A 26222-nucleotide genomic window follows, 5' to 3' on the forward strand; every position below is an offset into this window, starting at 1 on the left:
TTTTTAATTTTACTATCTTCCGAGACCTCGGAAACGCAATTTTTTCTGTTTCTTCTCCATCAGACTCCTATTTTGAACTCACGTATTTATCACATCATTCCGCGTTCTTCACTCCACTTTCCTAATTCTTCTTAGGGCCTCTTCAAGCTTTTCTTCCTTGGCGCAAAGACTGATACGCACATAGCGTTTGCCGTTCTCGCCAAAGATAAAGCCGGGAGTAATGAAGACTCTGGCCTCATGGAGCACGCGCTCGGTGAGTTCTTCCACATCAATATAATACTCGGGAATACGTCCCCAAAGGAACATTCCGACCTGCTTTTGCCTGAACGTACAACCCAATGCGCGCATGATTTCCTCGGCAATCCCACGTCGGCGCTTGTACACTTCGATGTTATATTCGCGATGCCAAGCCTCATCATTGTCATTTAGTGCCTCGGCTGCGGCCAACTGTATGCCACGAAATGTGCCGCTGTCAATGTTGCTCTTTATTTTCAAAATCCAACTCATGAACTTGGGGTTCGAAACACACATACCCACACGCCAGCCCGGCATGTTATAGGCCTTACTCATTGAGTTGAGTTCTATGCAACAGTCTTTTGCACCCTCCACCTGCATGATAGAGCATTTCTTACCCTCGTTTAAAATAAAGGAATATGGGTTATCATTGACGACCACGAGGTCGTGTTCCTTGGCAAAAGCCACAAGTCGTACGTAGGTTTCCATGTCGGCAGCTGCCCCCGTTGGCATATTTGGATAGTTTGTCCACATGAGTTTAACCCCTGTCAAATCCATCTTCTCCAACATGTCAAAGTCGGGTTGCCAATCATTATCCTCACATAGGCTGTAGTTCACAACCTTTGCTCCAAGAATTTTGCTAAGACTTGTATAGGTGGGATAGCCGGGATCGGGCACCAAAACCTTGTCACCGGGATTCACAAAGGCCAATGTCACGTGTAGAATGCCCTCTTTGCTTCCGATAAGCGGAAGAATCTCTGTCTGCGGATTCAATGTCACTCCATACCAACGCTGATAGAAGCCGGCCATTGCCTTGCGCAGTTCGGGTGTGCCCATCGTGGGTTGATAGCCATGTGCATCGGGCATTCGCGCTACCTCACAGAGCTTTTCTATCGTCTGTTTCGATGGTGGAAGGTCAGGACTTCCAATGGCAAGACTGATAATGTCCTGCCCTTCGGCATTGAGTTTGGCAACTTCTTTCAACTTGCGACTGAAATAATATTCCTGTATCTCATTCACTCTGTCAGCAGCTTTCATATTCTCCAAGTATTTTTATGTTCTTTACAAGCGGCGTGATGGCATCAATGCCCTGCCGAAAGCGTTCCATATTTGAAAAGGTTACGTCGACATAGAACAGGTATTCCCACTCATGACCAACGATCGGAAGCGATTGTATTTTCGTCAGGTTGATGTCGTAAAAGCTCAAGATGGTGAGTACCTTGCTCAAACTTCCCTCTTCATGGGGCAGGCTGAATACGAGACTCGCCTTGTTATGCTTTCCTTCACAAGAGAAACGGGCAACCTCGTGCGGATTACACACCACAAGAAAACGCGTATAGTTATGTTTGTTGTCGTGAATATCCTCTTGCAACACTTTCATGCCATATAGTTTGGCCGCATAACTTGAGCAAATGGCTGCCCAGCCGTACTTCTTGTGCTTTGCAATATATGCAGCACTGCCGGCTGTGTCTTCCGCTTCCACGGCTTTTATATCAGGATGTTCGGAAAGAAAGTTGCGACATTGCGCCAATGCCACTGGATGAGAATGAACCTCGGAAATATCTGCCCAGTCTTCATCGGGCAAGCAGCAAACCGAATGCTTGATATGAAGTTTATACTCGCCCACGACAACCGAACCACTCTCGCGCAACAGCTCGTAATTATGGAGCAACGAACCGGCTATTGTGTTCTCAATAGCCACCACTCCCACTGCCGTCGGCTCCCTCTTAATGTGCTCAAACACCTGCTCGAAAGTGGAACAGCAAATCAATTCTACCTGCTCGCCTTCAAAATATTGGTGTGCCGCAATGTCATGAAACGACCCTTTCTCGCCTTGTATTGCTATTTTCTTCATCTTTTATCAATGAAAAACGGTCCTCACTCTATCAAGCGGGACCGTTTCGTATTTTTATTCTCTTGTTTTCATTCAAATCTTAAGTTGAAATTCACACGCAACTTCCCGCTCCACAAATCCTTGCAAAGTAAAAATAAAAGTAATAAAAGAATGCATATGACTTCATATTTTAATGTCTTTTTTGTATGATTTGTTGACACAAACCAATCTTTAAGTGCAAAAATATAACATTTATTTCATTCCACCAAACAATATGACACTCTTTTTAAAAAAGAATTGCAATCTTGTTTCAGCCTTATTGCAATTCAATCTCAGCCATTCTGCCACGCAATCTCAGCCATATTGCATGGTAAAGTGGCTGATTTTACGCTGTAAAAACAATGTTTTTACAAACTATTGTCCCAGACTCGTGTATTTTATGTAAATTTGCATGGAGCAATTAAATCTGACGACGATGAACGTAGAAAAAATAAAAGAGATGTTACGCCGGCACGACGGACTGTCCAACACGCTGGGAATGGAATTCATTTCGACTCCGGAGCCTGATACCTGCAAGGCCGTCATGAAAGTTGACGAACGCAACAAGCAAGCATTCGGCTTTCTGTCGGGCGGTGCCTCATTAGCCTTGGCCGAGAATTTGGCGGGTGTGGGGAGCATCGCCCTGTGTCCGGGAAAAATATGCGTGGGCATCAACGTCAGTGGCAGTCATGTCAAGGCTGTGCTCGAAGGAGACACCGTGACGGCTTGGGGGCGGCTGCAGTTCAAAGGGAATACCTTGCACGAGTGGCAAATAGATATAACAGACTCTTCCGGAGACTTGATCTCGACGGTGCATGTCACAAATTACATCATGAAATCCACAACTCCGAAAAGATGACCGTTATTGTTGCTTATCGGCTTCCGGAAGCGCAGAAATACCGGCTGATACGTTCAACCCACGAACCGTTGGTAATTCCTTCTTATGCCTCATTGAGCGGTCTTTCCGGGTTTGTCTTTGCCCCTTTTTCAGTTTCGGCTTCTGCCCCTCTGTTGGTGATTCCTGCTGACGATGTTCAAGAATGCTACTGTGAGAAGTGCAAAGCTGAGGCGGGGGCTGCCGGGATAGAAGTTGTTGCTTCTGATCGGGACAGTTATCATGAAGACTTCCGACGCTTTCGTGCAAATCTTCTTAGCGGACGGTTTCAGAAGATTGTGCTTTCGCGCCATATCGAGGTGGAGAGTAAGGAGGATTTGGATCCAATGCACTTGTTCAGCAGGGCCTGCACCTTGTATCCGCACCAGTTTGTGTGTCTGGTTTCGACGCCGAGGAGCGGCACTTGGCTGATGGCCACGCCCGAAGTGTTGATAGAAAGGAAGCCCGGAGAAAGTTTGTGGCATACGATGGCCTTGGCAGGAACGATGCGGAAAGCCGGTGCTTGGGAAGATAAGGACTGTCGGGAACAACAGTATGTGGCTGATTATATCGGCCGTAGTCTGTCTGTTTATGCTGAGGAAACCGTGAAGAGCGAGCCCTATACGCGTATGGCTGCCAATCTGTATCACCGGTGTACGGACTTTCATTTCTCATTGAAGCATGACGAAGAGGTTGGCCGTGTTCTTTCTGCCCTACATCCTACTCCAGCCGTGTGTGGTATTCCCAAACAGGCTGCGCTTGAGTTTATATTGAATAACGAGTCTCATGAGCGTAAGTATTATAGTGGCTTTTGTGGCCCGTTGAATATGGACGGAGCCACTCACCTTTATGTCTCACTGCGTTGCATGGAGATAATGGATAATGTTTGTCGCCTTTATGCTGGAGGCGGATTGCTGATAGACTCAGAAGAGAAAAGGGAATGGGAAGAAACCGAAATAAAACTAAATACGATGTTGAATGTTCTCAGATAAGGAAAATGTAAATGTATTGACAAGCCTTTTGGTCGTCTATGGCGTACGCCATGCAGTGGTCTGCCCGGGCAGTAGGAATGCGCCCATTGTGCATAATCTTGACGCGTGCGGAGATATTCGGTGCTATCCGGTGACCGATGAACGCAGTGCTGGTTTTTATGCTATGGGATTGTGCCAAGCTTTGTGCGAACCCATTGTGGTTTGCGTCACAAGCGGTACGGCCTTGTTGAACTTATGTCCTGCCGTTGCCGAGGCCTTCTATCAACATCTTCCGCTGGTCGTTGTGTCGGCTGACCGCCCAAATCGGTGGATAAATCAGCTGGATGGACAAACGCTTCCACAAGCGGGTGCCTTTGGGTCTTTTGTCAGATGCTCGGTGAGTTTACCCGAATCGTGTGACGAAGAAGAACATTGGTATTGCAATCGAATGCTAAACGAGGCAATGATAGCTTGTATGCAAGGAAGTCGTGGGCCGGTGCATATCAACGTTCCTATAGCGGAATCTCTTTATACATTCAATGTAAAACAATTGCCTAAGGAGCGTAAAATATGTTTCTTATCTGATTTGGATATTCGTCCCTCTTCTATTCAATATATAAAACCATTGAAGACTGCCCTGCAGACTGCCAGCAGACCATTGATCGTGATTGGACAGGCAAAGCCTTCGGCGATAGCTGCTTGTACTGTAGATTGGTTGGCTTCCCGAAAATATGTTGTCTTGCACGAAGCATTGAGTGTCGGCGAAAGAGAGGCATGTCTTGAGGAAACGATGCATTTGGTAGGTGGGAAGGAAAACTTCCTTCCTGATTTCATATTATATGTCGGCGATGTGTTGGTGAGTAAGCGCGTCAAGCAATTCCTACGTAGCGCAAAGCATGCGTCATGTTGGATTGTTAATCCCGAAGGCTGCGTGCATGATACCTTTAAGAACTTACAAGGTGTGGTTCAGGCCCGTCCCAATGATATTCTGATGTCCATCAATAGTGATGGAAATGAAGATTGGTTTAACCGTTGGGAAGCTGTAAGACAAAAAGCACTTGCGCATCGTTTGGATTTTCAGCCCGATTATTCAAATATGTTGGCAGTGAAGTTCTTGGAAGAACGCTTGGCGAAAGACGATACTATACCTATTGTTCACTATGCCAATAGCATATCGGTCAGGCTGGGGTGTATCTATGCATGGCACCATATCTATTGTAATCGGGGAGTTAATGGCATTGAAGGCTCGCTTTCCACAGCCGGAGGATATTCTTTGGCAACAAATGAACGGGTGTATTGTGTCATCGGGGATTTGAGTTTCTTCTATGATCAAAATGCTTTATGGAACCAAAATCTGAAGTCTAATCTCAGAATCTTGTTGTTGAATAATCATGGCGGGGAAATTTTTGGAAAGTTCGAAGGATTAAGACAGAGTAGTGTGCGTAACAAAATGGTAATGGCAAAGCATTCTGCTACAGCCGAAGGAATTTGTCAAGAGAACAATGTTCGATACTATTCGGCTGATGATCCGGTGTCGCTTGAAAAGCACATGGAGACTTTGACCAGCGAGCATTCAGATCGTCCGATCTTATTGGAAGTCTTTACCGATTGTGAAGAGGATTTGCGCATATATAAAGAATATTTTAATACATTATAATTATGGTACAGAGAGAATGGGAAACCATCAAAGGATTTGATTTTAAGGATATCTTGTTTGAAAGCTACAATCATATAGCTAAAATCACCATTAATCGTGAGCGTTATCGTAATGCTTTTACTCCTCTGACTACTTGGGAGATGAGCCAAGCTTTCAGTTATTGTCGGGAGTGTCAGGATATTCGGGTAGTTATCCTGACCGGAGCTGGCGACAAGGCTTTCTGTTCGGGTGGCGATATGCATGTGAAAGGACGTGGCGGATATATAGGAACTGATGGTGTTCCTCGTTTGAATATACTTGATGTGCAGATGCAGATACGGCGCCTGCCTAAGCCTGTCATCGCAATGGTTAACGGGTATGCTATCGGAGGCGGACATGTCCTTCATGTCATGTGCGATTTAACCATAGCCAGCGAGCATGCGGTTTTTGGGCAAACTGGTCCGAAAGTGGGTTCGTTCGATGCCGGTTTCGGTGCCAGCTATTTGGCGCGTATGGTGGGACAGAAGAAAGCTCGCGAAATATGGTTCCTCTGCAAACAATATAGCGCAAAGGAAGCTGAAGAGATGGGAATGGTCAACAAGGTTGTTCCTTTTGAGCAATTGGAAGATACTTGTGTGGAGTGGTGCGAAGTGATGATGGAACGCAGTCCGTTGGCATTAAGGATGATTAAGGCCGGGCTGAATGCCGAACTTGATGGACAAGCAGGTATTCAAGAACTTGCAGGCGACGCTACCATGCTTTATTATACGATGGACGAGGCACAAGAGGGTGGAAAGGCCTTTTTAGAGAAACGGAAGCCTGATTTCGAAAAGTTTCCTCAATTTCCATAATGATACATATTGATATAGACAGGCGCACGTTCCACTTCAAGATGCCCGCTGGAACCTCGCGTGGTATTTATACTACGCGCCAAAGTTATTTTCTCACAATACGAAATGATGCGTATCCCAAGGTGAAAGGGATAGGAGAGTGTGCGCCTTTACCCGATTTGTCGTGTGATGCCATACCCGAATATGACAATATCCTCCACCAACTGTGTAAGATAGTAGAGAACTTAGGGAAGATTCCTTATGAAATACTGCGGCCTTATCCAAGCATTCTTTTCGGGTTGGAGACGGCCTTTGCACAATTAAAAGTACAAGGACGTACGATGCTCTTTGATACTCCGTTTGGTAGAGGAGAAGAAGGTATACGCATTAATGGCTTGGTTTGGATGGGTAGCTTCGAAGAGATGTGCGGGCGGTTGGAAGAGAAACTCAAACAAGGCTTTCATTGCGTGAAATTAAAGATAGGAGCAATAGATTTTGAGAAAGAACTTGAACTGATAAAACATATTCGCCAATCTTTCGATAGAGAGAAAATCGAATTGCGTGTAGATGTCAATGGAGGATTTTCGCCGGACAATGCCATGAAACGAATAGAAGCATTGGCTAAATATGATATCCATTCTATAGAGCAACCTATCAAGCAGCATCAGTGGACGGCAATGGAGCACTTATGTCAAGTGTCTCCAATACCGATAGCTTTAGATGAAGAATTGATAGGCGTAAATGTGAGGAGCATGAAAGAGGCTTTGCTTGATCGGATACAGCCGCAATATATCGTCTTGAAACCAAGTCTTCATGGTGGTATGTTTGGATCGGAAGAATGGATCGGACTGGCGCAAGAACGTGGGATTGGAAGTTGGATAACAAGTGCTTTGGAAAGTAATATCGGGCTGAATGCCGTTGCTCATTTCTGTGCAAAGACCTATGGCCCGCATATATCGATGCCGCAAGGATTGGGAACGGGGCAACTCTTCACGGATAATATAGAGATGCCATTAGAAATCCGAGGCGATGAGTTGTGGACGGTCTCGGTGGAGAATGTATGATGACACTGGAAGCTTTTTTAGAGGAATGGAATAATCCTTCCGATACGATATTGGTACATAGCAGTGGAAGCACGGGTAAGCCCAAGCCTTTACTTGTTGAGAAAAGACGAATGCTGAATTCAGCGCGTATCACTTGTGACTTTCTTGGATTGACTTCCGGCGACATGGCCTTTCTTTGCATGCCCTTGGATTACATTGCCGGGAAGATGATGGTTGTGCGAAGCATCGAACGGCATTTGGATTTAGTGAGTGTTCCTCCTTCAGGACACCCTTTACGTGGGATTACAATTGATGTAAACAGGCGTTCATTGGCTGCCATGGTGCTTCCGCAAGTTTATAACAGTTTGCAAGTCCCGGAAGAAAAGGAGGCATTGCAGCATTTCAGTCATTTGATCATAGGAGGCGGTGCGATTGATACACATTTGGAAGAGGAACTGAAAGAATTCCCAAATCCTGTGTGGAGCACGTATGGCATGACCGAGACGCTTTCTCATATTGCGCTGCGCAGGCTGAACGGAGCTGAAGCTGGCAAATGGTATAAGCCGTTTGACAGTGTCAAAGTGGCATGCAACGAGGAGGGATGCCTTGTCATTGATGCTCCTTTGGTGCACGAGGGAAAACTTGTTACCAACGATATTGTGGAAATCAACGCAGCAGGACATTTCAAAATCAAAGGACGGAAAGACAATGTTATCAGTAGCGGAGGAATAAAAATACAGATAGAGGAAGTGGAAGCAGTTTTGAAGCCGCTGTTGGACAGACCTTTTATGATTACAAAACGGGCCGACAGGAAGTTTGGTGAGGCTGTCGTTCTTTTGACGGAACAAGAGAAACTGTCCGAAGTGAAATCAATCTGCAGGCAAACGCTCCCAAAATATTGGCAGCCGCGCCATTATCTTCATGTGAATCAAATACCACTTACCGAGACTGGAAAGCCGAACCGCGCCCGCGCTTTATCCCTCGCGGAAGAAATCTAACGCCTCTTTAATCTCTTCATTCGTGGCGGTCTGATTGATTTTCATGTTACCGACATCGCTTAGCAGCGTGAAATTGATATGGCCGCCCACATTCTTCTTGTCATGTGTCATCAATTCTATCAATTCCTCATAGTCATCGCATGTAACAGGAAGCGAACCATAGTTCTCGCGAATGAAACCAACCGTCTGTCTCATCTTGTTTGTCGGGAAACCTGTCTTTACGCAACTGAGATACAATTCGCATATCAGCCCGAAGGACACGGCATAGCCATGCAATATGGGGCTGCGTCTCAGCGACCAGCTCTCGAATGCGTGCCCGATGGTATGCCCAAGGTTCAGCGATTTTCGTAATCCTGTCTCCCGGGGGTCTTGGCTAACGAGGCGCTCCTTTACTTTAACCGAGGCGCCGACCATTCGTTGAAGCACTTTCAAATCGGGCTGCACCAAGTTGAACGTGATAAGTTCTGACCAAAGCTCTTCATTTGCGATAAGACCATGCTTCAACATTTCCGCATAGCCCGAACAAATATTCTCCTCGTCCAGCGTCTGCAGGAACCGGGTGTTGATAATAACGAAACGGCTATCGTTGAACACGCCAATCTCATTCTTTAATCCATTGAAGTTGATGCCGGTTTTTCCGCCCACGGAAGCGTCTACCATTGCCAGCAAAGTCGTGGGAATATTGATAAAATCAATTCCTCGTTTGAACGTAGAGGCCGCAAAACCACCAAGGTCTGTCACCATTCCGCCACCAAGGTTTATCATGCAAGAATGCCGAGTGCCCCCTCGGGCGCCCAGTTCCTGCCAGACATGCGACAATGCGGCAATATCTTTATGACTGTCCGTGGCCCGAATGGTAATCACTTTCGCGCCCTTCAGTTCTGAAAGACATGCTATAACGGGCCAACAGAGCCGCTGTGTGTGCTCGTCGGTAAGCACAAACACTTGGTCGTGTTCGCACGCTGCAATAGCGTTCGCAAGTTCTTTTTCAAAGTTTTCCGAGATGATGACTCGCTGTTCCATAGCCGATTTATTGCAAATGTTTATCATTTGTTTGCAAAGATAATGATTTGTATTTGAATAACCGTCTTTTCGGAGCGCGTTATTCTTTTTCGCTCCTCCCGTGAGTCACAAAATTTCTTCCCGTATAGAAATTTATTTCCTTGCGGGAGAAAATTTATCTCAATACGTAACTAATCATTGAAAATGAGGAAATATCGAAGTTGGTGTAAACTAACTGATAATGAGGAGGAAATACTATGATTTACACAATTCTGCTCTATTTGTAAAGGGTAAAAATATGCAGATTTAAGCAGAAGTTCAGTTACCAGAGTGTTACCTTGTTTTGATGTTGGTAACGATGGTGCAGCATTCGGTAACTGAAATATTTTCGCTCGTGTGGCTGTTGCTTTGGTCGGCAGTTTTCTGCGTACGTGAGGAACGCTTTAATTCGGGTAACTTTGCATAAGACAGGCTGCGCTCGTCCATTTGAGAGCAAGCTCTCATGGAACTCGCTTGCACTGTCTTTGCCCACAAATATTAAAGCGTATGAAAACAGAGAAGATGAAGGTGTTGCTCTACCTTAAAAAGAGCGGTTTGGACAAGTCGGGGAAGGCTCCGATTATGGGACGAATTACCATTGGGCGTTCCATTGCCCAGTTCAGTTGCAAGCTCTCCTGCAATCCCGATTTATGGAATCCCCGTGAGAGCAGGATGGACGGTAAGAGCCGTGAGGCGGTGGAGATTAACGGAAGGTTGGAGAACTTGTTGCTTTCCATTCAATCTACCTATCAGTCGCTAATTGCCAAAGGACAGCCATTTGATGCAACTGATGTAAAGGAACAGTTTCAAGGCTGTGTGCAGGCACGATGTATGCTCATCGAGAGATTGGAAATGCTCATCAAGGAGAAAGAAAGCCATATCGGTATAGACATCAAGAGGGACTCTATGTCCGCCTATCATTCCACTCGAAAACGGTTGCAGGAGTTTATACAGAAGAAGTATCATGTTTCGGATTGGGCTTTCTCGCAGCTTACAGAAAGCTTTATCTACGAATTGCAGGCGTTCTGTCTCGGTGAACTCGGTCATCAGCAAAGCACATTTTTCAGAGTTGCAGCAGATTTGAAGACCGTCTGTAGGCTGGCTTATCGTGAGGGACTGGCTGATACGCATCTGTTTGACAAAGTCCATATAGAACGGGGAGACAAGAAAGTACCCAAGGCACTTGACCAAGAAGCATTGGACAAGTTGAAGGCACTCCGCTTTGATGAATTGGAAAAAGAAATGGAAACTGCTCGTGATGTGTTTCTCTTCGCCTGTTATACCGGTGCAGCCTATTGTGATTTGATGGAGCTAAGCAAGAAGCATCTTGTTCGTGATGATAATGGTAGCCTTTGGTTAAAGTTCAACCGACAGAAGACGGGGGTGCTTTGTCGTATCAAGTTATTGCCGGAAGCTGTTCGGTTAATTGAGAAAATGTACAGCGATGAAAGGGAAACACTGCTGCCTTTCATAAAATATCCCACTTATCAGTCCTGTCTTAAAGCCTTGCGACTACGGGCAGGTATTTCTTTTCCCTTTACCTCGCACACTGCAAGACATACCTTTGCCACGCTTATCACCTTGGAGCAGGGCGTTCCTATTGAAACAGTCAGCAAGATGCTGGGACATACGAATGTAAGTATGACCGAACGTTATGCAAAGGTTACACCACAGAAACTCTTTGAGGAGTTTAACCGTTTCCTCTCTTTCACCGAAGATATGCATTTAACCATTTAACCAAGATTTTTTATGAGAAGTACATTCAAGATATTATTCTATATCAACAGACAGAAAATAAAAGCAGACGGCAAGACCGCTATTCTCTGCCGTATCACCATAGACGGAAAGAGTACCGCCATTACCACAGGCGAGCAGTGCAAATCCTCCGAGTGGAACAGCAAACAAGGACTGACAACCGACAAGAAGACCAATCAAAGAATCGGCGAGTTTAAGGAACTTGTAGAAAAGACCTATCAGGATATTCTGATAAAGGACGGAGTGGTAAGTGTGGAACTGCTTAAAAACCGTTTGCAGGGAATAGCCACCACACCAACAACGCTCCTTGCCATGAGCAAGGCAGAATTGCAATCCGTTAAAGAGTGCGTGGGCAAATCGAGTGCTGAGGGAACCTATCAGAATCTTCTCTATTCAGATAAGTTACTTACGGAGTTTGTAAAGGATAAGGGAATGACGGATATAGTCATAGCCACTATAACGGAAGACTTGTTTGAAAAATACCGTTTCTATCTGAAAAAACGAGGTTTGGCAACAGCAACCATGAATCGCTATCTTTGTTGGCTGAGTAGGCTGATGTATCGTGCGGTCAGCCAGAGGCTCATTCGTTACAATCCTTTTGAGAATGCCAAGTATGAGAAAACGGAACAGAAGATACGCTTTCTGCAAAAGAGCGATGTTGCCAAACTCATGGCATTGAGAGTAATGGATAAGGAAGCAGAACGGGCAAGACGAATGTTTATCTTTTCTTGTTTTACAGGTTTGGCTATTGCTGATATGGAACATTTGCAATTTGGGCACATTCAAACGGCAGCCGACGGACAGAAATATATCCGTAAAGAAAGGCAGAAGACAAAGGTGGAGTTTATTGTGCCCCTGCACCCGATAGCGGAGGCCATCATCAATCAATGTAAGGAAGAACAACCCAGCATGAAAGAAATGCAGACGGTGAAAGAAAAAGGTGACGACTTTATCTTTCACTGTGCTTGTAGCCGTAGCGTGATGAGTGCAAAGCTGAGCATCGTGGGCAAGGCTTGCGGTATCAGAGAGCGGTTGTCCTACCACATGGCAAGGCACACATTCGGTACGATGAGTTTAAGTGCAGGAATACCCATCGAAAGCATTGCCAAGATGATGGGGCATGCCTCTATATCCAGTACTCAAATCTACGCACAGGTGACAGACAATAAGATTTCGGAGGATATGGACAGGTTGATAAGGAAACATCAGACAAAGGAAACGAAGGAGGAAGCCGTATGAATGCCTATCACTATCAAACGAAAAGAGACCGCAGTTATTTCGAGTGGGGCGGCGATATGCAAATTATTCGTAAAGGCAAAGGCGAAATAGCAATGACAGAGAGTGAATTGGTAGATTTCTTCGGTGTAACATGGAGGAAACTCAATTATCGATTGCAACTGCTTCTGAAAACATATACCCTACATCCCGGTGAAAGAAATGCAGGGGAGGTGAAAGTATTCGTGAACGGACGGTTGCGAGGATATGCTCCGCTTTATCCGCTCACTATCATCATCGCTCTGTCTTATCAATTGGACAGCATGGAAGCCCACCTGTTTAGAAAACATGTATGTCAGAGATTACTGAAACCTACATCCATAATAACACCGATATTCTTAATAGGAAAGACGGATACCTGATGATTATATTTTCTTTTTCTTTCATTGATTATATCTTACTACATAACTACAATAAGGTATAATACGTTGAAAGAAAAAGGATTAAAGATTTTTATTGATATACGAATATTCTTTCATTTATTTACTACGCTACTACAAAAGAAAGATTTTTATTAAAACTGAATTGACAGTGTATAAAAACTAAAAGCACAACCATGAGAATTTATAGTTTATAACACATAAACTAAAAGAGCCGTATCAAACCCTATAATGAGTAACGATACAGCTCTTTTCCTTGTTTTGAGGAGGTTAAAGTTTCTAATCAAGAAGTTCGCATCCTTTCAGATGTTGAGTTTGTATCCAATATATTTTATGGCAACTATTTAAGTTCATGCAACATGTAGGGTGCTCCAGAAACCTTTACCTTCAATTTTTCATAGCTTCCATCATCCATGTGATAGACAGAGTAGCCCATGCCTTGGTCTGTTGACATGCCGAAGATGATATTATTGCCAGACTTGCAGATGGATGTGGCCCAGCCTACAGTTCCAGAAAAATTCATCTTCTTGCAAGTCTTATTGTATAGATTAATTTCAAAGGCTTGAAATGATTTGTCATGAACGTAGTCAGGTGGATTGCTTGCCGCTCCGGGAATGTTAAGGTATCCATAAACCTTTCCGTTTCCACCATACACTTTATTATAAGCATACGATGTTCTGTTCCCCTTTACTCCTTCTAAGTTTACGTCTGCAAGGGTGAAGCAATATGAGTTGTCAAAGTCTTGCTCCCCTTTCTTAATGCGCAAGAATCCTTCTTTGACCCCAGGCTGGTATCCAAACATAGCTACGCAATAGAAATAGATGTCACCCTTCTCGTCCACGAATGGGTCCCCAGCGGGGGTCATAGAGGAGGCCATTGTAGCACGAGGGTCACTAATCATTTTGATGGGCTTATCGGTCTTGGTATCTATTAAGGCTATATGTGCCCCCTTCTCGCATGAGTAGGCAGACTTTAATTGGCAGAGCGTCACGTATAAGATGCCGTCTCTGATGATGGAAGCACATGGTTCAGGATTATTGTCGCCAGCCAACTTTCCCAAGGAATAGCCAGATAAATCTATTTCTCCTGTTTTTGTCATGGAGGACGGATCTATAATCCACACCTTTCCTAATCCAAGACAAGAAACGTAGGCTTTCTTCTCGGATAAGAATGTGATGTATGTGGCCTTTGCACCACTTGGAAATAGCATGGTGTTTCCTTCTTGAACAAGGATTCCATCCTTAGGGATGTACTTGTAGAGGTGTTCTGTATCTGTCACATATATCTTATTTTTATACATGAATGTGAATGCCCCCTTCGGAAGCACCAATGCGTTGTCTGTATTGAGTGAACTAACACTCAAATCCTTGAACAGGCTAATATATGTGTTTTCTCCGATGTTTACGCTGTGTACAAATCCTACTTCAGATTTTGTAGAGGGAGGAAAGTCCGGAGAGTCCTTTCCGCATGAGGTGAGACCTACAAGAGATAGCAACACAAGGGCTGCGATTAAAAAATAATGTTTCATTTTATTTGTTTTTAAATTGGTAATATATTACAAACTCATTGCTCCGCCCGATGTTTTGTCGCGGAACAGATTAAAACGCAATTTTGTTTTAAAAGTGCGTCCTTGCAGTGGCATCTTGAATTCCATATAGTTCTCCTTGTCAAAGATGTTTTCAACTTCGAAACTCAATGAAATGTTATTGTGCCAAAAGGATTGTTGAAGGCCTATGGTAAACACATCGTTGGAGGGGATAATCCATTTTTTACGCTGGTCGGACAGTGTGCTCATTTGCCATCCCCAATCGAATTCTCCGACATGGGACACATCCATATAAATTCTAGATAGTTCATTTCGCCCCAGCAAATTTTCTGCATGATACTCCAAACCATAGTTAAAATAGAAAGACGGTATGTTGGGTACATGTTTATTATATGTGGGATTATCCGTCCCTTTTGCATCGTTTAACCATTTCTGCCGGTCTCGAATGTCCTGTAGTGTAAGATTGAAATATGTATAGATGTTTGGTGTCACGTCTACTTTCAAATCGGTATCAAATCCCATCGTGCTCGTCTTTCCCAAGTTTGTGTAGATGGAACGGATATCAGCGGGGAAAAGCCTTATCATATTCTGGATATACATGTAATAGAAGTTTGTTTCCCACTGCACGCGGGTAAGTCCCATCACATTTCTTGTATCTATGATGGTTCCAACGTTCAGGTTGTCTCCAATTTCAGGCAGTAAGTTCACTGATGGCTTGATGCTCATTCCGTTACCGAAAAGTTCTCCTGTATCCGGGAGTCTCACATTGTGTGAAAACGAGAACTTTCCCCTCACGCCTTTCCAAAACTCATAGCTCACTCCCTCACTAAATCCGTAGTACGTTTTGTTCACACTTGTTTGTTTGGGAGCTGATGCATCTTTCATTTGGGCTTTCGACAAGGCATCGCTTGTTCTAAAGATTTTTGACTTCAGATAGTAAATGCTTATCGTCAAGGAATTCTGAAAACGATGATTGGAAGAGGCATACAAATGACAGAGTCCGATATTGTTTGAAATCATTTTGCTGGGAAACGAGCTAGGATCGAACCCGAGATAGTCATTCATGCGTTCATCTTTAGGACGGTAGTCTGAAAGAGCAAGTTGATCATTTATGTTGAATGTATGTTGTCCAAATGTATATTTTAAATTAAATTTGTTTCGTAATTCAAATTGCCGGTTATTGGATTCATTAAGAAGATTATCTTCTGTTTCCCCCATTGCCTGAGTGATGGTTCCATCCCATTGTCTTCTTGTTGTTGTTGTGTCTATCAGGCTCGTTTGTATAATAGGAATAACAAGGGATGATTTCATTTCCAAACCTTTAAAGATGAAGTCGTCTTTTTCTATATGCAAAGTGGGCATTATATTAAAGCCTTTCATATAGGCATGCTGCGAATCAAAGTTAAGAGACTGTATACCTTTTTTATTTCTGTAGAAGGCGCATTCCAAATCCAGTTTATCGAAGTATAACTTTCTAAAACCAATGCCGACATGATAGAATTCTGCGTCATAATAGTCATTATTTCGTCTTACCTTTCTGTATTCTGAGACTGGCAGGTTTGTTTCGAATACTGGCCATGACATCGTGTAGTTGTTCTTGGATTTATTCTTAAAGAAAGCAACATTAAATAATATGCCAGACTTTGCAAAAAGCTTTTGAGCACTTGTAAGTGTCTTGGATGTTCCGAATGATGCCAATTCCTGCGTGAATCCTACTAAGTCGCATTCATCCTCACGTGTCACAATATTGATGGCTCCTCCTAATCCGTCGCCTCCATATTCTGCAGGCACAATACCCTTGTATACCTCTATATATTTGATCACATCTATTGGAATATCGTTGATGTCGAAAGAACCGTCAGGACTGTTGAGTGGAAAACCATTAATATATACGGCGACACGCTTACCTTCTAAACCATGTACAGATATGCGCGACGCACTTCCCAATCCGCCTGTCTTTCTTACTTTGATGCCAGACGTGCGTGTAAGAATTTCTTCTATACCGCTTGAACGTCCCCGCAGCTTGGATCCGTCCACTACGGTTACAGCCATAGGACTTTGCCGAATGCGGTTTATTTCCGCCTGCTGGGAAGATCCCCTCACTACAACTTCGTTAAGGATGTTCGCTGATGATTCTAAGAAAAAGTCTTTTGTGATATTGCCGTTTAACACAATGACTTGCCTTACTCGTTTATATCCAACAAATGAAACCTCAACAATACATGTTCCATTTGAGGGAATGTCAATTTGATAATTGCCTGTTTTGTCAGAAACTGTTTTCTGTTTTGTATTTTTGATTGATATGTATGCCCCAGATATGGGAAGTCCTGTTTCTTTATCTATGATTTTCCCACGTAATATATTTTGGGCAGACAAAACTGTTGTACACAAACACAGTATCGTTACGATGAATAATCTGTTCATAATTTTATGGATTAATGAGTTCTCGCCATCCTGCCGTATTATAGCGTATGTATTCAGATAAGACCTGTTTTGCTTCTTCCTTGCAGATTTCTGTGCTTGAGACAATCTCTCCGATGATCGTTACCCATGTGGAAGAGGAAATCCGAAAGAATAGTGATGAAATTCTTGTTTGTATTTGTGGATAGACTTTTTGCATTTGATCAATATATTCTTTACTTATTGCAACTTGTTCTTCGATAAAATTTTCACGGAAAAACTCTACAGAAGTACCTTTTGATTCAAAGAGTAATAACTTTAATTCTTGTTTATATAAGAAAATTATTTTAAGCGTTTCTCTTAGCAAATCTTTTTGATTTTGTATAGAGAAGTGAAGTTTATCTATTTTGTTATGTTCTATGCGATAGGAGGACATCCTTTCATCCAAGACTATAAGTAAAGGTCTAAGGACAGTATAAAAAATATCATCCTTTGTCTTAAAATAATTGTATATATTACCTAAGGCAACTCCCGATTTTGCAGAAATTGTTCGCATCGAAGTTTTTCTAAAACCATTTTTAATAAATTCATTGCGGGCAGCTGTGACAATTCTGTTTCTTATATCTTCTTTTAATATTTTCATTACTATTTTATTAACGGACATCGTTCAATTTTGTTCATAAAAAAAAGCGTACTGTTTAAAAACAGTACGCTCCTTTTATTGTTGCCTTTATGCGGCTGTGTGATATTTTTTATCATTAATTCAATTTTGGATACAAAGGTATGGGAAGAATTCTATACTGGCAATACTTATTAATAAGTATTTTTAATCGAATTATAATACTAAACTCAAATGGACTTAAAATAGTAATTCTCCTCCAACATCCTTTCCAAGTCCGAAGCCTTATAGAGTATCTTTCCTGCAAACTGCGTGTAGGGAATAATCTTCTTGTCTCGGTAGTCCTGCAAGGTGCGGGGACTGATATACAGCCGCTCGCACACTTCCTTACCCGTGAGGAAAAGCTCGCCTGCAAAGAGTGGCTTGTGCGTCTGCGCCACTTCCACTATTCGTTTACCTACACCTCTCAATGCCGAGACAACCAGCTGCATCTCGTCCGTTTCCATGTTCAAATCCCTTGCTGTTTCCATCATATCATTTTGTTTTTAGGTTTGTTCGACTTCGTAAGGAGCAATGTTTCCACATCCTCGCGCTTGTAATAGCACTTGTGCCCGATTTGCGTAAACGGCAGTACACCCGTATCACGATAATGCTGCAAGGTGCGCTTGCTGATGTTCAGCAGCCGGCACACATCACCGTTGTGCAGCCAGTCCGTATGCTTACTTTTCTCTCCGAATGCCTTGTGGCAGCATTCTGCAAGGCTCAAGATTTCATCTCGAAGCTTTGCCCAATTGGTTTCCGTAATGACGTAATAGTTCATAATCATATTTTGTTATTGTTTGTTGTTTCAGTTCTTTCCTGTTTCTGCTGGCAAAGGTAATGGCGTACGTACGCCTCTCAAAGCCGTGGGGAACAGCAGGGAAGTATCGGGAACAATCGGGAAAAGAGCAATCCGTTTCATCGGTTCACATTTGCGTTTTCCTGCCCCGTCTTTTTTCTTTCATTGCAAAGACAATCCAAGCGAGTGCAGAGGAAAGTTTACTTATCCTTTGCCGAGTGCAGCTTGTCTTATGCAAAATTAATATTGGATATTTCTTATTCCATCACTTTTCATTCAAGTGGCAGCTTGTTGCACTATAACAAGGACAAAAGAGACAGATTGATGTTCTTGCCACTGCACAAATGAGGTTAATAAGGTAATCAAAGCAAAAGAGCGCATCTGAGAGCAAACAACGACATCCGTATTTCTACTAACCTATCTTTCCTGTCATCCGTTTTTTGCTTAATGAGACGATAATGCTCTTCTTAGCTGCCTGTTTCCCTAAGAATTTTACAGCAGACAGATGCAACATTATGCAAGAAAGCTCTGAATGCTTGGAAATTACGCATTCTCACCCTAACTTCACTCTTGGAAACCAATTCAAGGAAATAATGAAAAAGAACGCAGATGCAGGCAATACAAACAGCAGAAGAAATCCTTATCGCAGAGGTAGCTCATCCAAGAACGCAGAGATAGAAAACTACCTCTCCACACACTATGAGTTCAGATACAACACGGTATTGGGCAGAACCGAATACCGAAGTAGGAACAGCGGCATATTTATAAAAGTCGGTCGTTATGAAATCAATACGCTCCGCAGGGAACTTGATAACGATGTGGGGATTATTACATCTCCTGACAACCTCTATTCCATCATTGAAAGCAGCTTCTCTCCCCGTATCAATCCCGTGCAGGAATATTTCAAAGCATTGCCACTGATTGATATAGGTGATAGCAGTAGCTGTGATGGTGAAAGTTTCAGGGATAGTAATGTGTCTTATCTTTCACTGAAAGCCATTCCCGAATTGGCAAGTTGCGTAGTCGTGCGCAACTCTGATAAGTGGTTACAATATCTCACCAAGTGGCTCGTGGCAGTGGTTGCCAACGCAATGGACGACCGTGAGTGCCGTAACCACACCTGTCTTGTGCTGACAGGCGAGCAGGGCAAGTTCAAGACAACATTTCTTGATTTGCTCTGTCCGCCGGCACTGCACGGTTACAGTTATACGGGAAAGATATATCCGCAGGAGAAGGACACACTTACCTATATCGGGCAGAATCTTATCGTAAACATTGACGACCAGCTCAAAGCCCTCAACAAACGGGACGAAAACGAACTGAAAAACCTCATTACCTGTCCGATGGTTAAATATCGCATGCCCTATGACAAATATGTGGAGGAACATCCTCACTTGGCGAGCTTCGTGGCATCGGTGAATGGCAACGACTTCCTTACAGACCCGACAGGCAGCAGACGTTTTTTGCCCTTTGAGGTCTTGTCCATTGACATAAAAAGAGCAAAGGCCATCTCAATGGATAGTGTCTATGCAGAAGCCAAAGCCTTGCTCAAATCAGGTTTTCGCTATTGGTTTGACGATGACGAGATAGCCGAACTGTATCGGGAGAGCGAGGACTTCCAAGTACAGACAGCAGAGATGGAACTCTTGTTGCGTTGTTTTGAGAAGCCAACGGAGGACGAAAACTATTTGTTAATGACCACTACGGAGATACTCACCTATTTGGGTATTTATACCCACCAGCCACTTCTTGCCAAACGTATGGGCGAAGCCTTGAAGAAAGCAGGATATATAAAGATGAGTAAGCGAAGAAACGGTGGGAATCCCATCTATGTCTACAAGATTAGAAAAATCTTGCCATGTCCACTCATTCAAACTTGTAGTAGCCAGATGTAGTAGAATGTGTAGTATCTCCATATACCACTATCTATTACTGATTATCAATTACTTATATTGAAATAGTATGTAGTAAGAAGAAAGATGAAAAAGTTTGGAAGGGGAAAAACTTCGGAAAAGAGAATTTCATTCAAACGGCATTCAAATATCATTCAAACCAACCATTATTATTCAAATAAGAATTATCCAACCATTTAAAGTTTATGACAATGAAAGAAGAAGATTTATCACTTATCAAGCGATACCCCATTGTGGCGTATCTTGAAAGGAAAGGCATCAATCCTATACGCAGGACACCTGCCTATGCCCTGTACTGTTCACCACTTCGTGAAGAAACACATCCGAGTTTCAAGGTGGACACAGAAAAGAACCTTTGGATAGACTATGCCGAAGGCAGGGGTGGAAGCATCATCGACCTCTGTATGCGATTGGAGGGCTGCACGCTCTCGGAAGCCATCCACCGTTTGGGGCAGACCACTTCCTTTGATATAGCGTGCAACAATGCCGAACCCTCAAAGGAGAAGGCATACAGCAGCAATGGCAGTATCAGACTACCAAAAGAGGAAATGGCAAACGGGGCGAGGAGACTGATAGAAGTATCAGACATCTTGCCGCCACATTTACAGGAGTACCTTGTAAATGAACGCTGCATCAACTTGGTAAAGGCATTGCCCTTTCTCAAATCTATTAGCTATGAGGTAAGAGGAAGAAGATACGAAGCCATTGGCTTTGCCAACCTCTCCGGCGGCTATGAACTTCGGAACGACAAGACGTTCAAAGGAACGGTAGCCCCAAAAGATATAACCCCGATATTTGAGAATAAGCCACAGCCCGTCTGTCTGTTCGAGGGCTTTATGGACTTTCTCTCTTTTCTTTCAATGAAAGGTGAAATAACCAATCAATGCCTTGTGATGAACTCTGTGAGCAATGTGGCCAGAAGTATTCACTACCTGAACGAGAGGAATATAACCTCCATTCGTGTTTTTCTTGATAATGACGATGCAGGACAGAGAGCAGTACAAGAGTTAATAAACGCAGGCTTTAAGGTAGAAGATATGGCTGTGTATTATAGAGACTTCAAAGACCTCAACGAATATCATATCAGCCGTGTTCGTGAGCAACAGAAAAAGTTGGAGAAAACACCCAAAACAAGCAATAAGGTAAAACAAGTCAAACTAAAAATACGATAGAGCAATGAAAAAGATGAAAGCAAGCAGAGAGGAGATAGACCAATCCATAAAAGAAGCGTTCAACATGAACAGACAGGAAAGTAATGAAAGAACAGAAAGGAAAAGTCTTACATACTACTTGGGAGATACAGAAGACGAGGTGGAAGAACAACCACAGGCAAAAGCGCCATCAAAGGAAACAGATTGCCGAGAAGTAATAGCTTCCGAGCCATCCGAACCTACACTGCACACAGAGGATGCAACCATTCAACGGCGCATCAGTGCCAAGATGAGACGGGGAACGCTCGAAGCCTACAAACAGGCGTTCCTTGTTCCGTCCAAATTGAACGACCGAAAGGCGGTTTATCTGAGCAGGGCGACACAAGAGCGTGCGGACTTCATCGTCCGCAGGTTGGGCGACAAGGGCAGCAACCTCTCAAGTTTCGTGGAGAACATCGTGCGCCTCCATCTGGAGGAGTACGGTGAGGACATAGAGAAATGGAGGAGGTTATAAACCGCAGGAGGGGGGGCGAGGGATGAATTTCAAAAGATTTATTTCCCGCTCTAATCCTACTATCGCATTAAAATATGATGTCATATTCTCGTAAATGAGACGTCATATTTGGGCAAATATGACATCATATTTTTAGCAAGCAGACATCTGAATGATGAGAACACCACGAACACAGTTAAACACAGAATGCACAGCATTCACTTTTCGGCTGCAAAACGCCTCGTGCGTAAATGGTCTTATCACTGACATTGCAAGACGTCAGTTTGTACCCACAAACTGCGCTTGCTCCCCTCGTTTAATTGTCGGGGAGATTAGACCGTAATCACTCCGTTCTCATCGGTCAGTGTTCAGGAATTAAGCAACAACAAATCATCTACAATGATTAACTTTCAAAGAAACTTATATGGACAGATATAATAGAAAGACTGCCAAGTGGCAGCAACGAGGTAAGGAAGAAGCGAGGATGAACAAGACGGAGTTCATCAAGGTAAGATGCACCTTAGAGGAAAAGCAGCGAATTAAATCAAAGGCAGAAAGCACAGGCCGGAAGTTCTCAGATTACTGCCGTGAGATACTCCTTAATGGTGAGGTAATTGCCGTTCCTAAGATGACGGACAATGAAAGGGAAGCCATTGCCATACTCCAGCATACGGGCAGGTTCTATGGGCAGATTTCCAACCTTGTCAAAGTGAAAGATGAGAGATGGGTACATATAACGAAGAACCTTTCCTTATGTGCAAAAGAAGCATTTAAGCGGTTCTACGACCCTCATTTTCGTGTGGACGATGAAATATATAAGGTCTTAAATATGTCGAGAGATGATAGGAAAATGTAAGGCGATAGCACACGGAAGCACGGCTTTGGACTATATTTTCAGAGAAGGAAAGCTTGGTAGTCGGCTTGCCTTCCACAATCTTTGCAGCAGGGAGCCGAAGACTATCTACGAGGAAATGAAAGTGGTCAGCAATTTCAACACACGTTGCAGAAACAAGTTCCTCCGCATCGAAATCGGTATAGCACCACAGGATGAGAAAAAGCTGTCCGTTTCTGAACTCATGCGGATAGCCCATCTGTTTGCCAAGCGAATGGGACTTGACAACCACCAATGGGTAGCGGTAACGCACAAGGACACCGATAATAGACACATTCACATCATTGCTAACCGCATCAGTCTGTACGGAGAGGTCTATGATACCACTTTTGTAAGCAACAGGGCAGCAAGAGTGGCGGAGGAAATAAGTCGCTCGAAAGGCTTGACTATCGCAAAGGAGGTCAAGGCGGAGAGGAAGCATCAGAAAGCAAAAGCCAATCCTACGAGAGAGCAAGCAAAGAAAGAAGTACAGCAAATCTGTTATGCCTTGTTGGATAAATATAAAGGCGGTGGCATATCAGGGCACTCCATGTTTCTCTACGAATTGAACAAGAACAACATTATCATAGAGCGCATGAAGAACAAACAGGGAAAAGTCTATGGTTTGAAGTTCTCCTACAACGGGCAATGTTTCAAGGCTTCCGAAATCGGCAGGGAGTTCGGATACCACTCTTTGCGGAAAAACTTTGAGATAGCCAATAAGGCCGAAACAAAGGAGACGATAACAAAAGCTCACACATTGGCACACGAGACTGCAAAAGATAAAACTCACTCAGACACAGGCTATCAACTTGTTCCTCCCAGCCGTTCATACATACCGCCTACAAAAACAAACGAAAGTTCATCTATTGCACAAGCCGTAGGAAATGTAGCAAGCACCGCCTTGAATGCTGTCGAAGAAATGATTTTGGGAGCAGGTGGACTTATTAATTCACAGACACACGGTGATGATTATGCAGAGATGGCTTGGCAACGAAAACTCAGAAACCAAGCCAAGAAAAAGAAGAAAAGAGGAAGAGGTATATAACCATTCTCCTCATTTTTCAATCTTTCCAAACAACAGATGACGCAAAAGAGTGAAAATCTTATCAAAAACGCTTGTTATTCAAAGCAAATGATTATCTTTGCAAATAGAATAACAAGCGTTCTTTGTTGATGCAGAAACCTGCGGTTAATGGCACTTCGCTCGTTTCCAAATCGTTACCTGTTTAGTTTGTATAGCAAGGTAACTTCTTTATTTTCAATTAGATACATTTTAGAAATCATCTTGCGCGGTGATTTGCCCTATTTTACACCATGATATGACGCAGATTATTGTCTCCTTTCAAAAGAACAATGGGGTAAGCTCCGTAACCTATTGACTTTCTTTCATTTATTTCACAATAAAATTTCATGTATATTCAGAAAGAAAGTGGGTTCTTTGGGCTTAATTTTCCATTGCTTTCATCGACCGACTAATTAAAACAGACACTTAGAATTGCATAACATAAGGAGATGATTTGGTTAAAGGGACGAGGCTATAAGCATAAAAAAGAGGCTGCAGGAATAATTCCTTGCAGCCTCTTTTCTTTTGAAGCAGATAATTTATTTAATGAACTTATGCGATGCAAGCATATTCTTTGGATCGAGGGCCTCGTCAAGTTCTTCTTTCGTTAGCAAGCCTTTTTCGAGTACAATGTCGTAAACGGAGCGGTTAGTCTCAAGGGCTTCCTTCGCAACCTTTGTGCTATTCTTGTATCCAATGTATGGATTGAGCGCGGTAACGATGCCGATTGAGTTCTTAACCATTTCGTAACAACGTTCTTTGTTGACTGTAATGCCGAGCACACATTCCTCAGTTAACGTGTCAATAGCATTGTGAAGCCACCACAAACTCTCGAAGAGACACTCGGTGATTACAGGCTCCATAACGTTTAATTCAAGTTGACCTGCCTCGGCAGCAAACGTTACTGTGGCGTCGTTTCCTATGACTTTGAAGCATACTTGATTAGTAACTTCAGGGATAACGGGATTGACTTTACCCGGCATAATCGATGAACCTGGGGCCTTAGGAGGCAGATTTATCTCGTTAAGACCACAGCGCGGACCAGATGCCATGAGGCGGAAGTCGTTGCAAATCTTAGAGAGTTTCACTGCCAAACGCTTCAAAGCACCACTGAAACTAACGTAAGCGCCTGTGTCAGGAGTAGCTTCTACGAGGTCGATTGCAGACACAAAAGGTTCTCCAGTGAGTTTACTTAGGTTGGCAGCACATAGCTTTGCAAAGCCCGGTACAGCGTTAAGACCTGTTCCAATGGCTGTACCGCCCATGTTAATCTCATGTAAGAGTTTGATGTTTCGTTCCAAGTTGAGAATCTCTTCCTCAAGATTGTTGGCATAAGCATTAAACTCTTGGCCCGCCGTCATAGGCACTGCATCCTGCAACTGGGTGCGTCCCATCTTCAAAACATCCTTGAACTCTTCGCCCTTATAACGCAAAGCGCTGATCAATCCCGTTAGACTGGCCACAAGACTCTTATTCATTCGGATGAGCGCAAGACGTATAGTAGTGGGATAAACATCATTAGTGCTCTGACCACAATTAACATGATCGTTAGGATAACAATACTGATATTCTCCCTTTTTGTGTCCCATTATCTCGAGAGCTCGGTTGGCTATCACCTCATTGGCATTCATATTAACCGATGTTCCGGCTCCACCTTGCATCATATCTATAGGGAAATCCTCGTGAAACTTACCGTCAATAATCTCTTGACAGGCTTGACTTATGGCACCAGATATCTCATCATTAATCACGCCTAAGCTGTGATTGGTTTGCACTGCAGCTAATTTCACGTAGGCAATTGCCACAACATAGTCGGGATAATCACGCATTTTCTTTCGTGAAATGTGGTAGTTGTTGATTCCACGCTGTGTTTGTACGCCATAATAAGCATTGATTGGCACTTTAAGTTCGCCCAAAAGATCGGACTCTACTCTAAATTTTTCTTCTGACATAGGTGTTGTTTTTGAAGTGTTTACTATGGAATGGAGTTATCTTTACTATCGAAAGGTGCTCCGATTCCGGTAAATAAATAAATTCTTTTGATTGCTAAGAAGTCGGCTCTTGCCGCAGTTTGTCACGCCTATCCTGCCCTTTCGCGAGGAAAAGTGAGGCATAGGGGCCGACAAGTTGATGGAGATGAAAGCCCCCATTATATATAAGGTATAGACGTTTTGCTTCGATTGACTCGTTACTCAGCGCTGATGCGCAGCACGATTCACGTTGAAAAGCACCCTTTTCTGTCGTGAGAAGGGATGACACCGATAACGCATTCGGCAGAGAAATCAACTGAGATGATGCCATATAAGCAATGATAACGTTTTATAGAAACAAACTTTTTGTCTCGTTCTTGAATACAAAGATAAATGAAAAATGTCATAACTTATTTACAAAATCCTGCATTGTTTTTGTAAAAAA

General features: G+C 43.4%; 24 protein-coding genes. 14 read left to right on the plus strand and 10 right to left on the minus strand.

The window, feature by feature from the left end; translation table 11 throughout:
* Nucleotides 1-108: 108 nt before the first annotated feature.
* Both HMPREF9944_RS11015 and HMPREF9944_RS11020 read right to left on the minus strand, forming a co-directional pair.
* Nucleotides 109-1272, minus strand: a complete 1164-nt coding sequence (locus HMPREF9944_RS11015) for a pyridoxal phosphate-dependent aminotransferase (protein ID WP_008566377.1) — start codon at nt 1270-1272, stop codon at nt 109-111.
* Nucleotides 1259-2089: a prephenate dehydratase gene (locus HMPREF9944_RS11020; protein WP_008566378.1), complete on the minus strand. Its 831-nt coding sequence runs from the start codon at nt 2087-2089 to the stop codon at nt 1259-1261. The genes HMPREF9944_RS11015 and HMPREF9944_RS11020 overlap by 14 nt, the downstream gene beginning before the upstream one ends.
* 454 nt (nt 2090-2543) lie before the next feature.
* Here HMPREF9944_RS11020 and HMPREF9944_RS11025 point away from each other — a divergent pair, with 454 nt between their 5' ends.
* From HMPREF9944_RS11025 to HMPREF9944_RS11050, 6 genes are read left to right on the plus strand one after another with little or no spacing between them, the layout of a single operon-like run.
* The gene (locus HMPREF9944_RS11025; RefSeq protein WP_019968881.1) at nt 2544-2966 is read left to right on the plus strand and encodes a PaaI family thioesterase; all 423 of its coding nucleotides are present in this window, start codon (nt 2544-2546) and stop codon (nt 2964-2966) included.
* A complete protein-coding gene (locus HMPREF9944_RS11030; protein WP_008566381.1) occupies nt 2963-3973 on the plus strand; it encodes an isochorismate synthase in 1011 nt (336 codons plus the stop codon). The genes HMPREF9944_RS11025 and HMPREF9944_RS11030 overlap by 4 nt, the downstream gene beginning before the upstream one ends.
* Nucleotides 3960-5609 carry a 2-succinyl-5-enolpyruvyl-6-hydroxy-3-cyclohexene-1-carboxylic-acid synthase gene (menD, locus tag HMPREF9944_RS11035; RefSeq protein ID WP_008566382.1) on the plus strand — a complete coding sequence of 550 codons (1650 nt, stop codon included), beginning with the start codon at nt 3960-3962 and terminating at the stop codon, nt 5607-5609. The genes HMPREF9944_RS11030 and menD overlap by 14 nt, the downstream gene beginning before the upstream one ends.
* A gap of 2 nt (nt 5610-5611) precedes the next feature.
* Nucleotides 5612-6439 (plus strand): 1,4-dihydroxy-2-naphthoyl-CoA synthase, encoded by an 828-nt coding sequence (gene menB, locus HMPREF9944_RS11040; RefSeq protein WP_008566383.1) that lies wholly within the window; start codon nt 5612-5614, stop codon nt 6437-6439.
* Nucleotides 6439-7482, plus strand: a complete 1044-nt coding sequence (locus tag HMPREF9944_RS11045; protein WP_008566384.1) for an o-succinylbenzoate synthase — start codon at nt 6439-6441, stop codon at nt 7480-7482. Before menB ends, HMPREF9944_RS11045 begins: the two co-directional genes overlap by 1 nt.
* Nucleotides 7482-8459, plus strand: coding sequence for an AMP-binding protein (locus HMPREF9944_RS11050; RefSeq protein ID WP_172634003.1), 978 nt, complete (start codon nt 7482-7484; stop codon nt 8457-8459). Before HMPREF9944_RS11045 ends, HMPREF9944_RS11050 begins: the two co-directional genes overlap by 1 nt.
* On the opposite strand, the gene aroB is transcribed toward HMPREF9944_RS11050, so the two are convergent.
* Nucleotides 8436-9482 carry a 3-dehydroquinate synthase gene (gene aroB / locus HMPREF9944_RS11055; RefSeq protein WP_008566386.1) on the minus strand — a complete coding sequence of 349 codons (1047 nt, stop codon included), beginning with the start codon at nt 9480-9482 and terminating at the stop codon, nt 8436-8438. The genes HMPREF9944_RS11050 and aroB overlap by 24 nt on opposite strands.
* Nucleotides 9483-9794: 312 nt before the next feature.
* Entirely contained in the window at nt 9795-9947 is a 153-nt protein-coding gene (locus HMPREF9944_RS13220; protein WP_216594340.1) for a hypothetical protein, read from the minus strand.
* Nucleotides 9948-10007: 60 nt separating this feature from the next.
* Between HMPREF9944_RS13220 and HMPREF9944_RS11060 the strand changes: the two genes are divergently transcribed.
* From HMPREF9944_RS11060 to HMPREF9944_RS11070, 3 genes are read left to right on the plus strand one after another with little or no spacing between them, the layout of a single operon-like run.
* Entirely contained in the window at nt 10008-11237 is a 1230-nt protein-coding gene (locus HMPREF9944_RS11060; RefSeq protein WP_044113687.1) for a site-specific integrase, read from the plus strand.
* 12 nt (nt 11238-11249) lie between these two features.
* Nucleotides 11250-12494, plus strand: a complete 1245-nt coding sequence (locus HMPREF9944_RS11065) for a site-specific integrase (RefSeq protein WP_008566388.1) — start codon at nt 11250-11252, stop codon at nt 12492-12494.
* Entirely contained in the window at nt 12491-12892 is a 402-nt protein-coding gene (locus tag HMPREF9944_RS11070) for a hypothetical protein (protein ID WP_008566389.1), read from the plus strand. Before HMPREF9944_RS11065 ends, HMPREF9944_RS11070 begins: the two co-directional genes overlap by 4 nt.
* A gap of 358 nt (nt 12893-13250) precedes the next feature.
* Here HMPREF9944_RS11070 and HMPREF9944_RS11075 read toward each other — a convergent pair whose 3' ends face one another.
* The 5 genes from HMPREF9944_RS11075 to HMPREF9944_RS11095 form a co-directional block, all read right to left on the minus strand.
* Complete coding sequence (locus HMPREF9944_RS11075) at nt 13251-14438, minus strand: YncE family protein (RefSeq protein ID WP_008566390.1); 1188 nt, start codon at nt 14436-14438, stop codon at nt 13251-13253.
* 27 nt (nt 14439-14465) lie between these two features.
* Nucleotides 14466-16880 carry a TonB-dependent receptor gene (locus HMPREF9944_RS11080; RefSeq protein ID WP_008566391.1) on the minus strand — a complete coding sequence of 805 codons (2415 nt, stop codon included), beginning with the start codon at nt 16878-16880 and terminating at the stop codon, nt 14466-14468.
* Between the two features lie 4 nt (nt 16881-16884).
* Complete coding sequence (locus tag HMPREF9944_RS11085) at nt 16885-17520, minus strand: TetR/AcrR family transcriptional regulator (RefSeq protein WP_081475834.1); 636 nt, start codon at nt 17518-17520, stop codon at nt 16885-16887.
* Between the two features lie 185 nt (nt 17521-17705).
* Nucleotides 17706-18008: a helix-turn-helix domain-containing protein gene (locus HMPREF9944_RS11090; RefSeq protein ID WP_008566393.1), complete on the minus strand. Its 303-nt coding sequence runs from the start codon at nt 18006-18008 to the stop codon at nt 17706-17708.
* Nucleotides 18005-18295, minus strand: coding sequence for a helix-turn-helix domain-containing protein (locus tag HMPREF9944_RS11095; protein ID WP_008566394.1), 291 nt, complete (start codon nt 18293-18295; stop codon nt 18005-18007). The genes HMPREF9944_RS11090 and HMPREF9944_RS11095 overlap by 4 nt, the downstream gene beginning before the upstream one ends.
* A 476-nt stretch (nt 18296-18771) precedes the next feature.
* On the opposite strand from HMPREF9944_RS11095, the gene HMPREF9944_RS11100 reads away from it, so the two are divergent.
* The 5 genes from HMPREF9944_RS11100 to HMPREF9944_RS11120 all read left to right on the plus strand — a co-directional run bounded on the left by HMPREF9944_RS11100 (nt 18772) and on the right by HMPREF9944_RS11120 (nt 23789).
* A complete protein-coding gene (locus tag HMPREF9944_RS11100; protein WP_008566395.1) occupies nt 18772-20208 on the plus strand; it encodes a VapE domain-containing protein in 1437 nt (478 codons plus the stop codon).
* A gap of 209 nt (nt 20209-20417) precedes the next feature.
* Nucleotides 20418-21398: a toprim domain-containing protein gene (locus tag HMPREF9944_RS11105; protein WP_008566397.1), complete on the plus strand. Its 981-nt coding sequence runs from the start codon at nt 20418-20420 to the stop codon at nt 21396-21398.
* Between the two features lie 4 nt (nt 21399-21402).
* Nucleotides 21403-21891: a DUF3408 domain-containing protein gene (locus HMPREF9944_RS11110; protein WP_008566398.1), complete on the plus strand. Its 489-nt coding sequence runs from the start codon at nt 21403-21405 to the stop codon at nt 21889-21891.
* A gap of 403 nt (nt 21892-22294) precedes the next feature.
* Complete coding sequence (locus HMPREF9944_RS11115) at nt 22295-22726, plus strand: plasmid mobilization protein (RefSeq protein WP_008566399.1); 432 nt, start codon at nt 22295-22297, stop codon at nt 22724-22726.
* Entirely contained in the window at nt 22710-23789 is a 1080-nt protein-coding gene (locus HMPREF9944_RS11120; RefSeq protein WP_008566403.1) for a relaxase/mobilization nuclease domain-containing protein, read from the plus strand. The genes HMPREF9944_RS11115 and HMPREF9944_RS11120 overlap by 17 nt, the downstream gene beginning before the upstream one ends.
* Nucleotides 23790-24346: 557 nt before the next feature.
* Here HMPREF9944_RS11120 and aspA read toward each other — a convergent pair.
* The gene (gene aspA / locus HMPREF9944_RS11125) at nt 24347-25759 is read right to left on the minus strand and encodes an aspartate ammonia-lyase (protein ID WP_008566404.1); all 1413 of its coding nucleotides are present in this window, start codon (nt 25757-25759) and stop codon (nt 24347-24349) included.
* Nucleotides 25760-26222: the final 463 nt, after the last annotated feature.

The sequence above is a fragment of the Segatella maculosa OT 289 genome, from assembly GCF_000243015.1.
GTDB classification, from domain to species: Bacteria; Bacteroidota; Bacteroidia; order Bacteroidales; family Bacteroidaceae; genus Prevotella; species Prevotella maculosa.

What these genes read in the sequence shown, in the direction of transcription:
- HMPREF9944_RS11015 (WP_008566377.1), bottom strand. Translation starts at nt 1,272, where the DNA reads ATGAAAGCTGCTGACAGAGTGAATGAGATACAGGAATATTATTTCAGT.
- HMPREF9944_RS11020 (WP_008566378.1), bottom strand. Translation starts at nt 2,089, where the DNA reads ATGAAGAAAATAGCAATACAAGGCGAGAAAGGGTCGTTTCATGACATT.
- HMPREF9944_RS11025 (WP_019968881.1), top strand. Translation starts at nt 2,544, where the DNA reads ATGAACGTAGAAAAAATAAAAGAGATGTTACGCCGGCACGACGGACTG.
- HMPREF9944_RS11030 (WP_008566381.1), top strand. Translation starts at nt 2,963, where the DNA reads ATGACCGTTATTGTTGCTTATCGGCTTCCGGAAGCGCAGAAATACCGG.
- menD (WP_008566382.1), top strand. Translation starts at nt 3,960, where the DNA reads ATGTTCTCAGATAAGGAAAATGTAAATGTATTGACAAGCCTTTTGGTC.
- menB (WP_008566383.1), top strand. Translation starts at nt 5,612, where the DNA reads ATGGTACAGAGAGAATGGGAAACCATCAAAGGATTTGATTTTAAGGAT.
- HMPREF9944_RS11045 (WP_008566384.1), top strand. Translation starts at nt 6,439, where the DNA reads ATGATACATATTGATATAGACAGGCGCACGTTCCACTTCAAGATGCCC.
- HMPREF9944_RS11050 (WP_172634003.1), top strand. Translation starts at nt 7,482, where the DNA reads ATGACACTGGAAGCTTTTTTAGAGGAATGGAATAATCCTTCCGATACG.
- aroB (WP_008566386.1), bottom strand. Translation starts at nt 9,482, where the DNA reads ATGGAACAGCGAGTCATCATCTCGGAAAACTTTGAAAAAGAACTTGCG.
- HMPREF9944_RS13220 (WP_216594340.1), bottom strand. Translation starts at nt 9,947, where the DNA reads ATGGACGAGCGCAGCCTGTCTTATGCAAAGTTACCCGAATTAAAGCGT.
- HMPREF9944_RS11060 (WP_044113687.1), top strand. Translation starts at nt 10,008, where the DNA reads ATGAAAACAGAGAAGATGAAGGTGTTGCTCTACCTTAAAAAGAGCGGT.
- HMPREF9944_RS11065 (WP_008566388.1), top strand. Translation starts at nt 11,250, where the DNA reads ATGAGAAGTACATTCAAGATATTATTCTATATCAACAGACAGAAAATA.
- HMPREF9944_RS11070 (WP_008566389.1), top strand. Translation starts at nt 12,491, where the DNA reads ATGAATGCCTATCACTATCAAACGAAAAGAGACCGCAGTTATTTCGAG.
- HMPREF9944_RS11075 (WP_008566390.1), bottom strand. Translation starts at nt 14,438, where the DNA reads ATGAAACATTATTTTTTAATCGCAGCCCTTGTGTTGCTATCTCTTGTA.
- HMPREF9944_RS11080 (WP_008566391.1), bottom strand. Translation starts at nt 16,880, where the DNA reads ATGAACAGATTATTCATCGTAACGATACTGTGTTTGTGTACAACAGTT.
- HMPREF9944_RS11085 (WP_081475834.1), bottom strand. Translation starts at nt 17,520, where the DNA reads ATGTCCGTTAATAAAATAGTAATGAAAATATTAAAAGAAGATATAAGA.
- HMPREF9944_RS11090 (WP_008566393.1), bottom strand. Translation starts at nt 18,008, where the DNA reads ATGATGGAAACAGCAAGGGATTTGAACATGGAAACGGACGAGATGCAG.
- HMPREF9944_RS11095 (WP_008566394.1), bottom strand. Translation starts at nt 18,295, where the DNA reads ATGAACTATTACGTCATTACGGAAACCAATTGGGCAAAGCTTCGAGAT.
- HMPREF9944_RS11100 (WP_008566395.1), top strand. Translation starts at nt 18,772, where the DNA reads ATGCTCTTCTTAGCTGCCTGTTTCCCTAAGAATTTTACAGCAGACAGA.
- HMPREF9944_RS11105 (WP_008566397.1), top strand. Translation starts at nt 20,418, where the DNA reads ATGAAAGAAGAAGATTTATCACTTATCAAGCGATACCCCATTGTGGCG.
- HMPREF9944_RS11110 (WP_008566398.1), top strand. Translation starts at nt 21,403, where the DNA reads ATGAAAAAGATGAAAGCAAGCAGAGAGGAGATAGACCAATCCATAAAA.
- HMPREF9944_RS11115 (WP_008566399.1), top strand. Translation starts at nt 22,295, where the DNA reads ATGGACAGATATAATAGAAAGACTGCCAAGTGGCAGCAACGAGGTAAG.
- HMPREF9944_RS11120 (WP_008566403.1), top strand. Translation starts at nt 22,710, where the DNA reads ATGATAGGAAAATGTAAGGCGATAGCACACGGAAGCACGGCTTTGGAC.
- aspA (WP_008566404.1), bottom strand. Translation starts at nt 25,759, where the DNA reads ATGTCAGAAGAAAAATTTAGAGTAGAGTCCGATCTTTTGGGCGAACTT.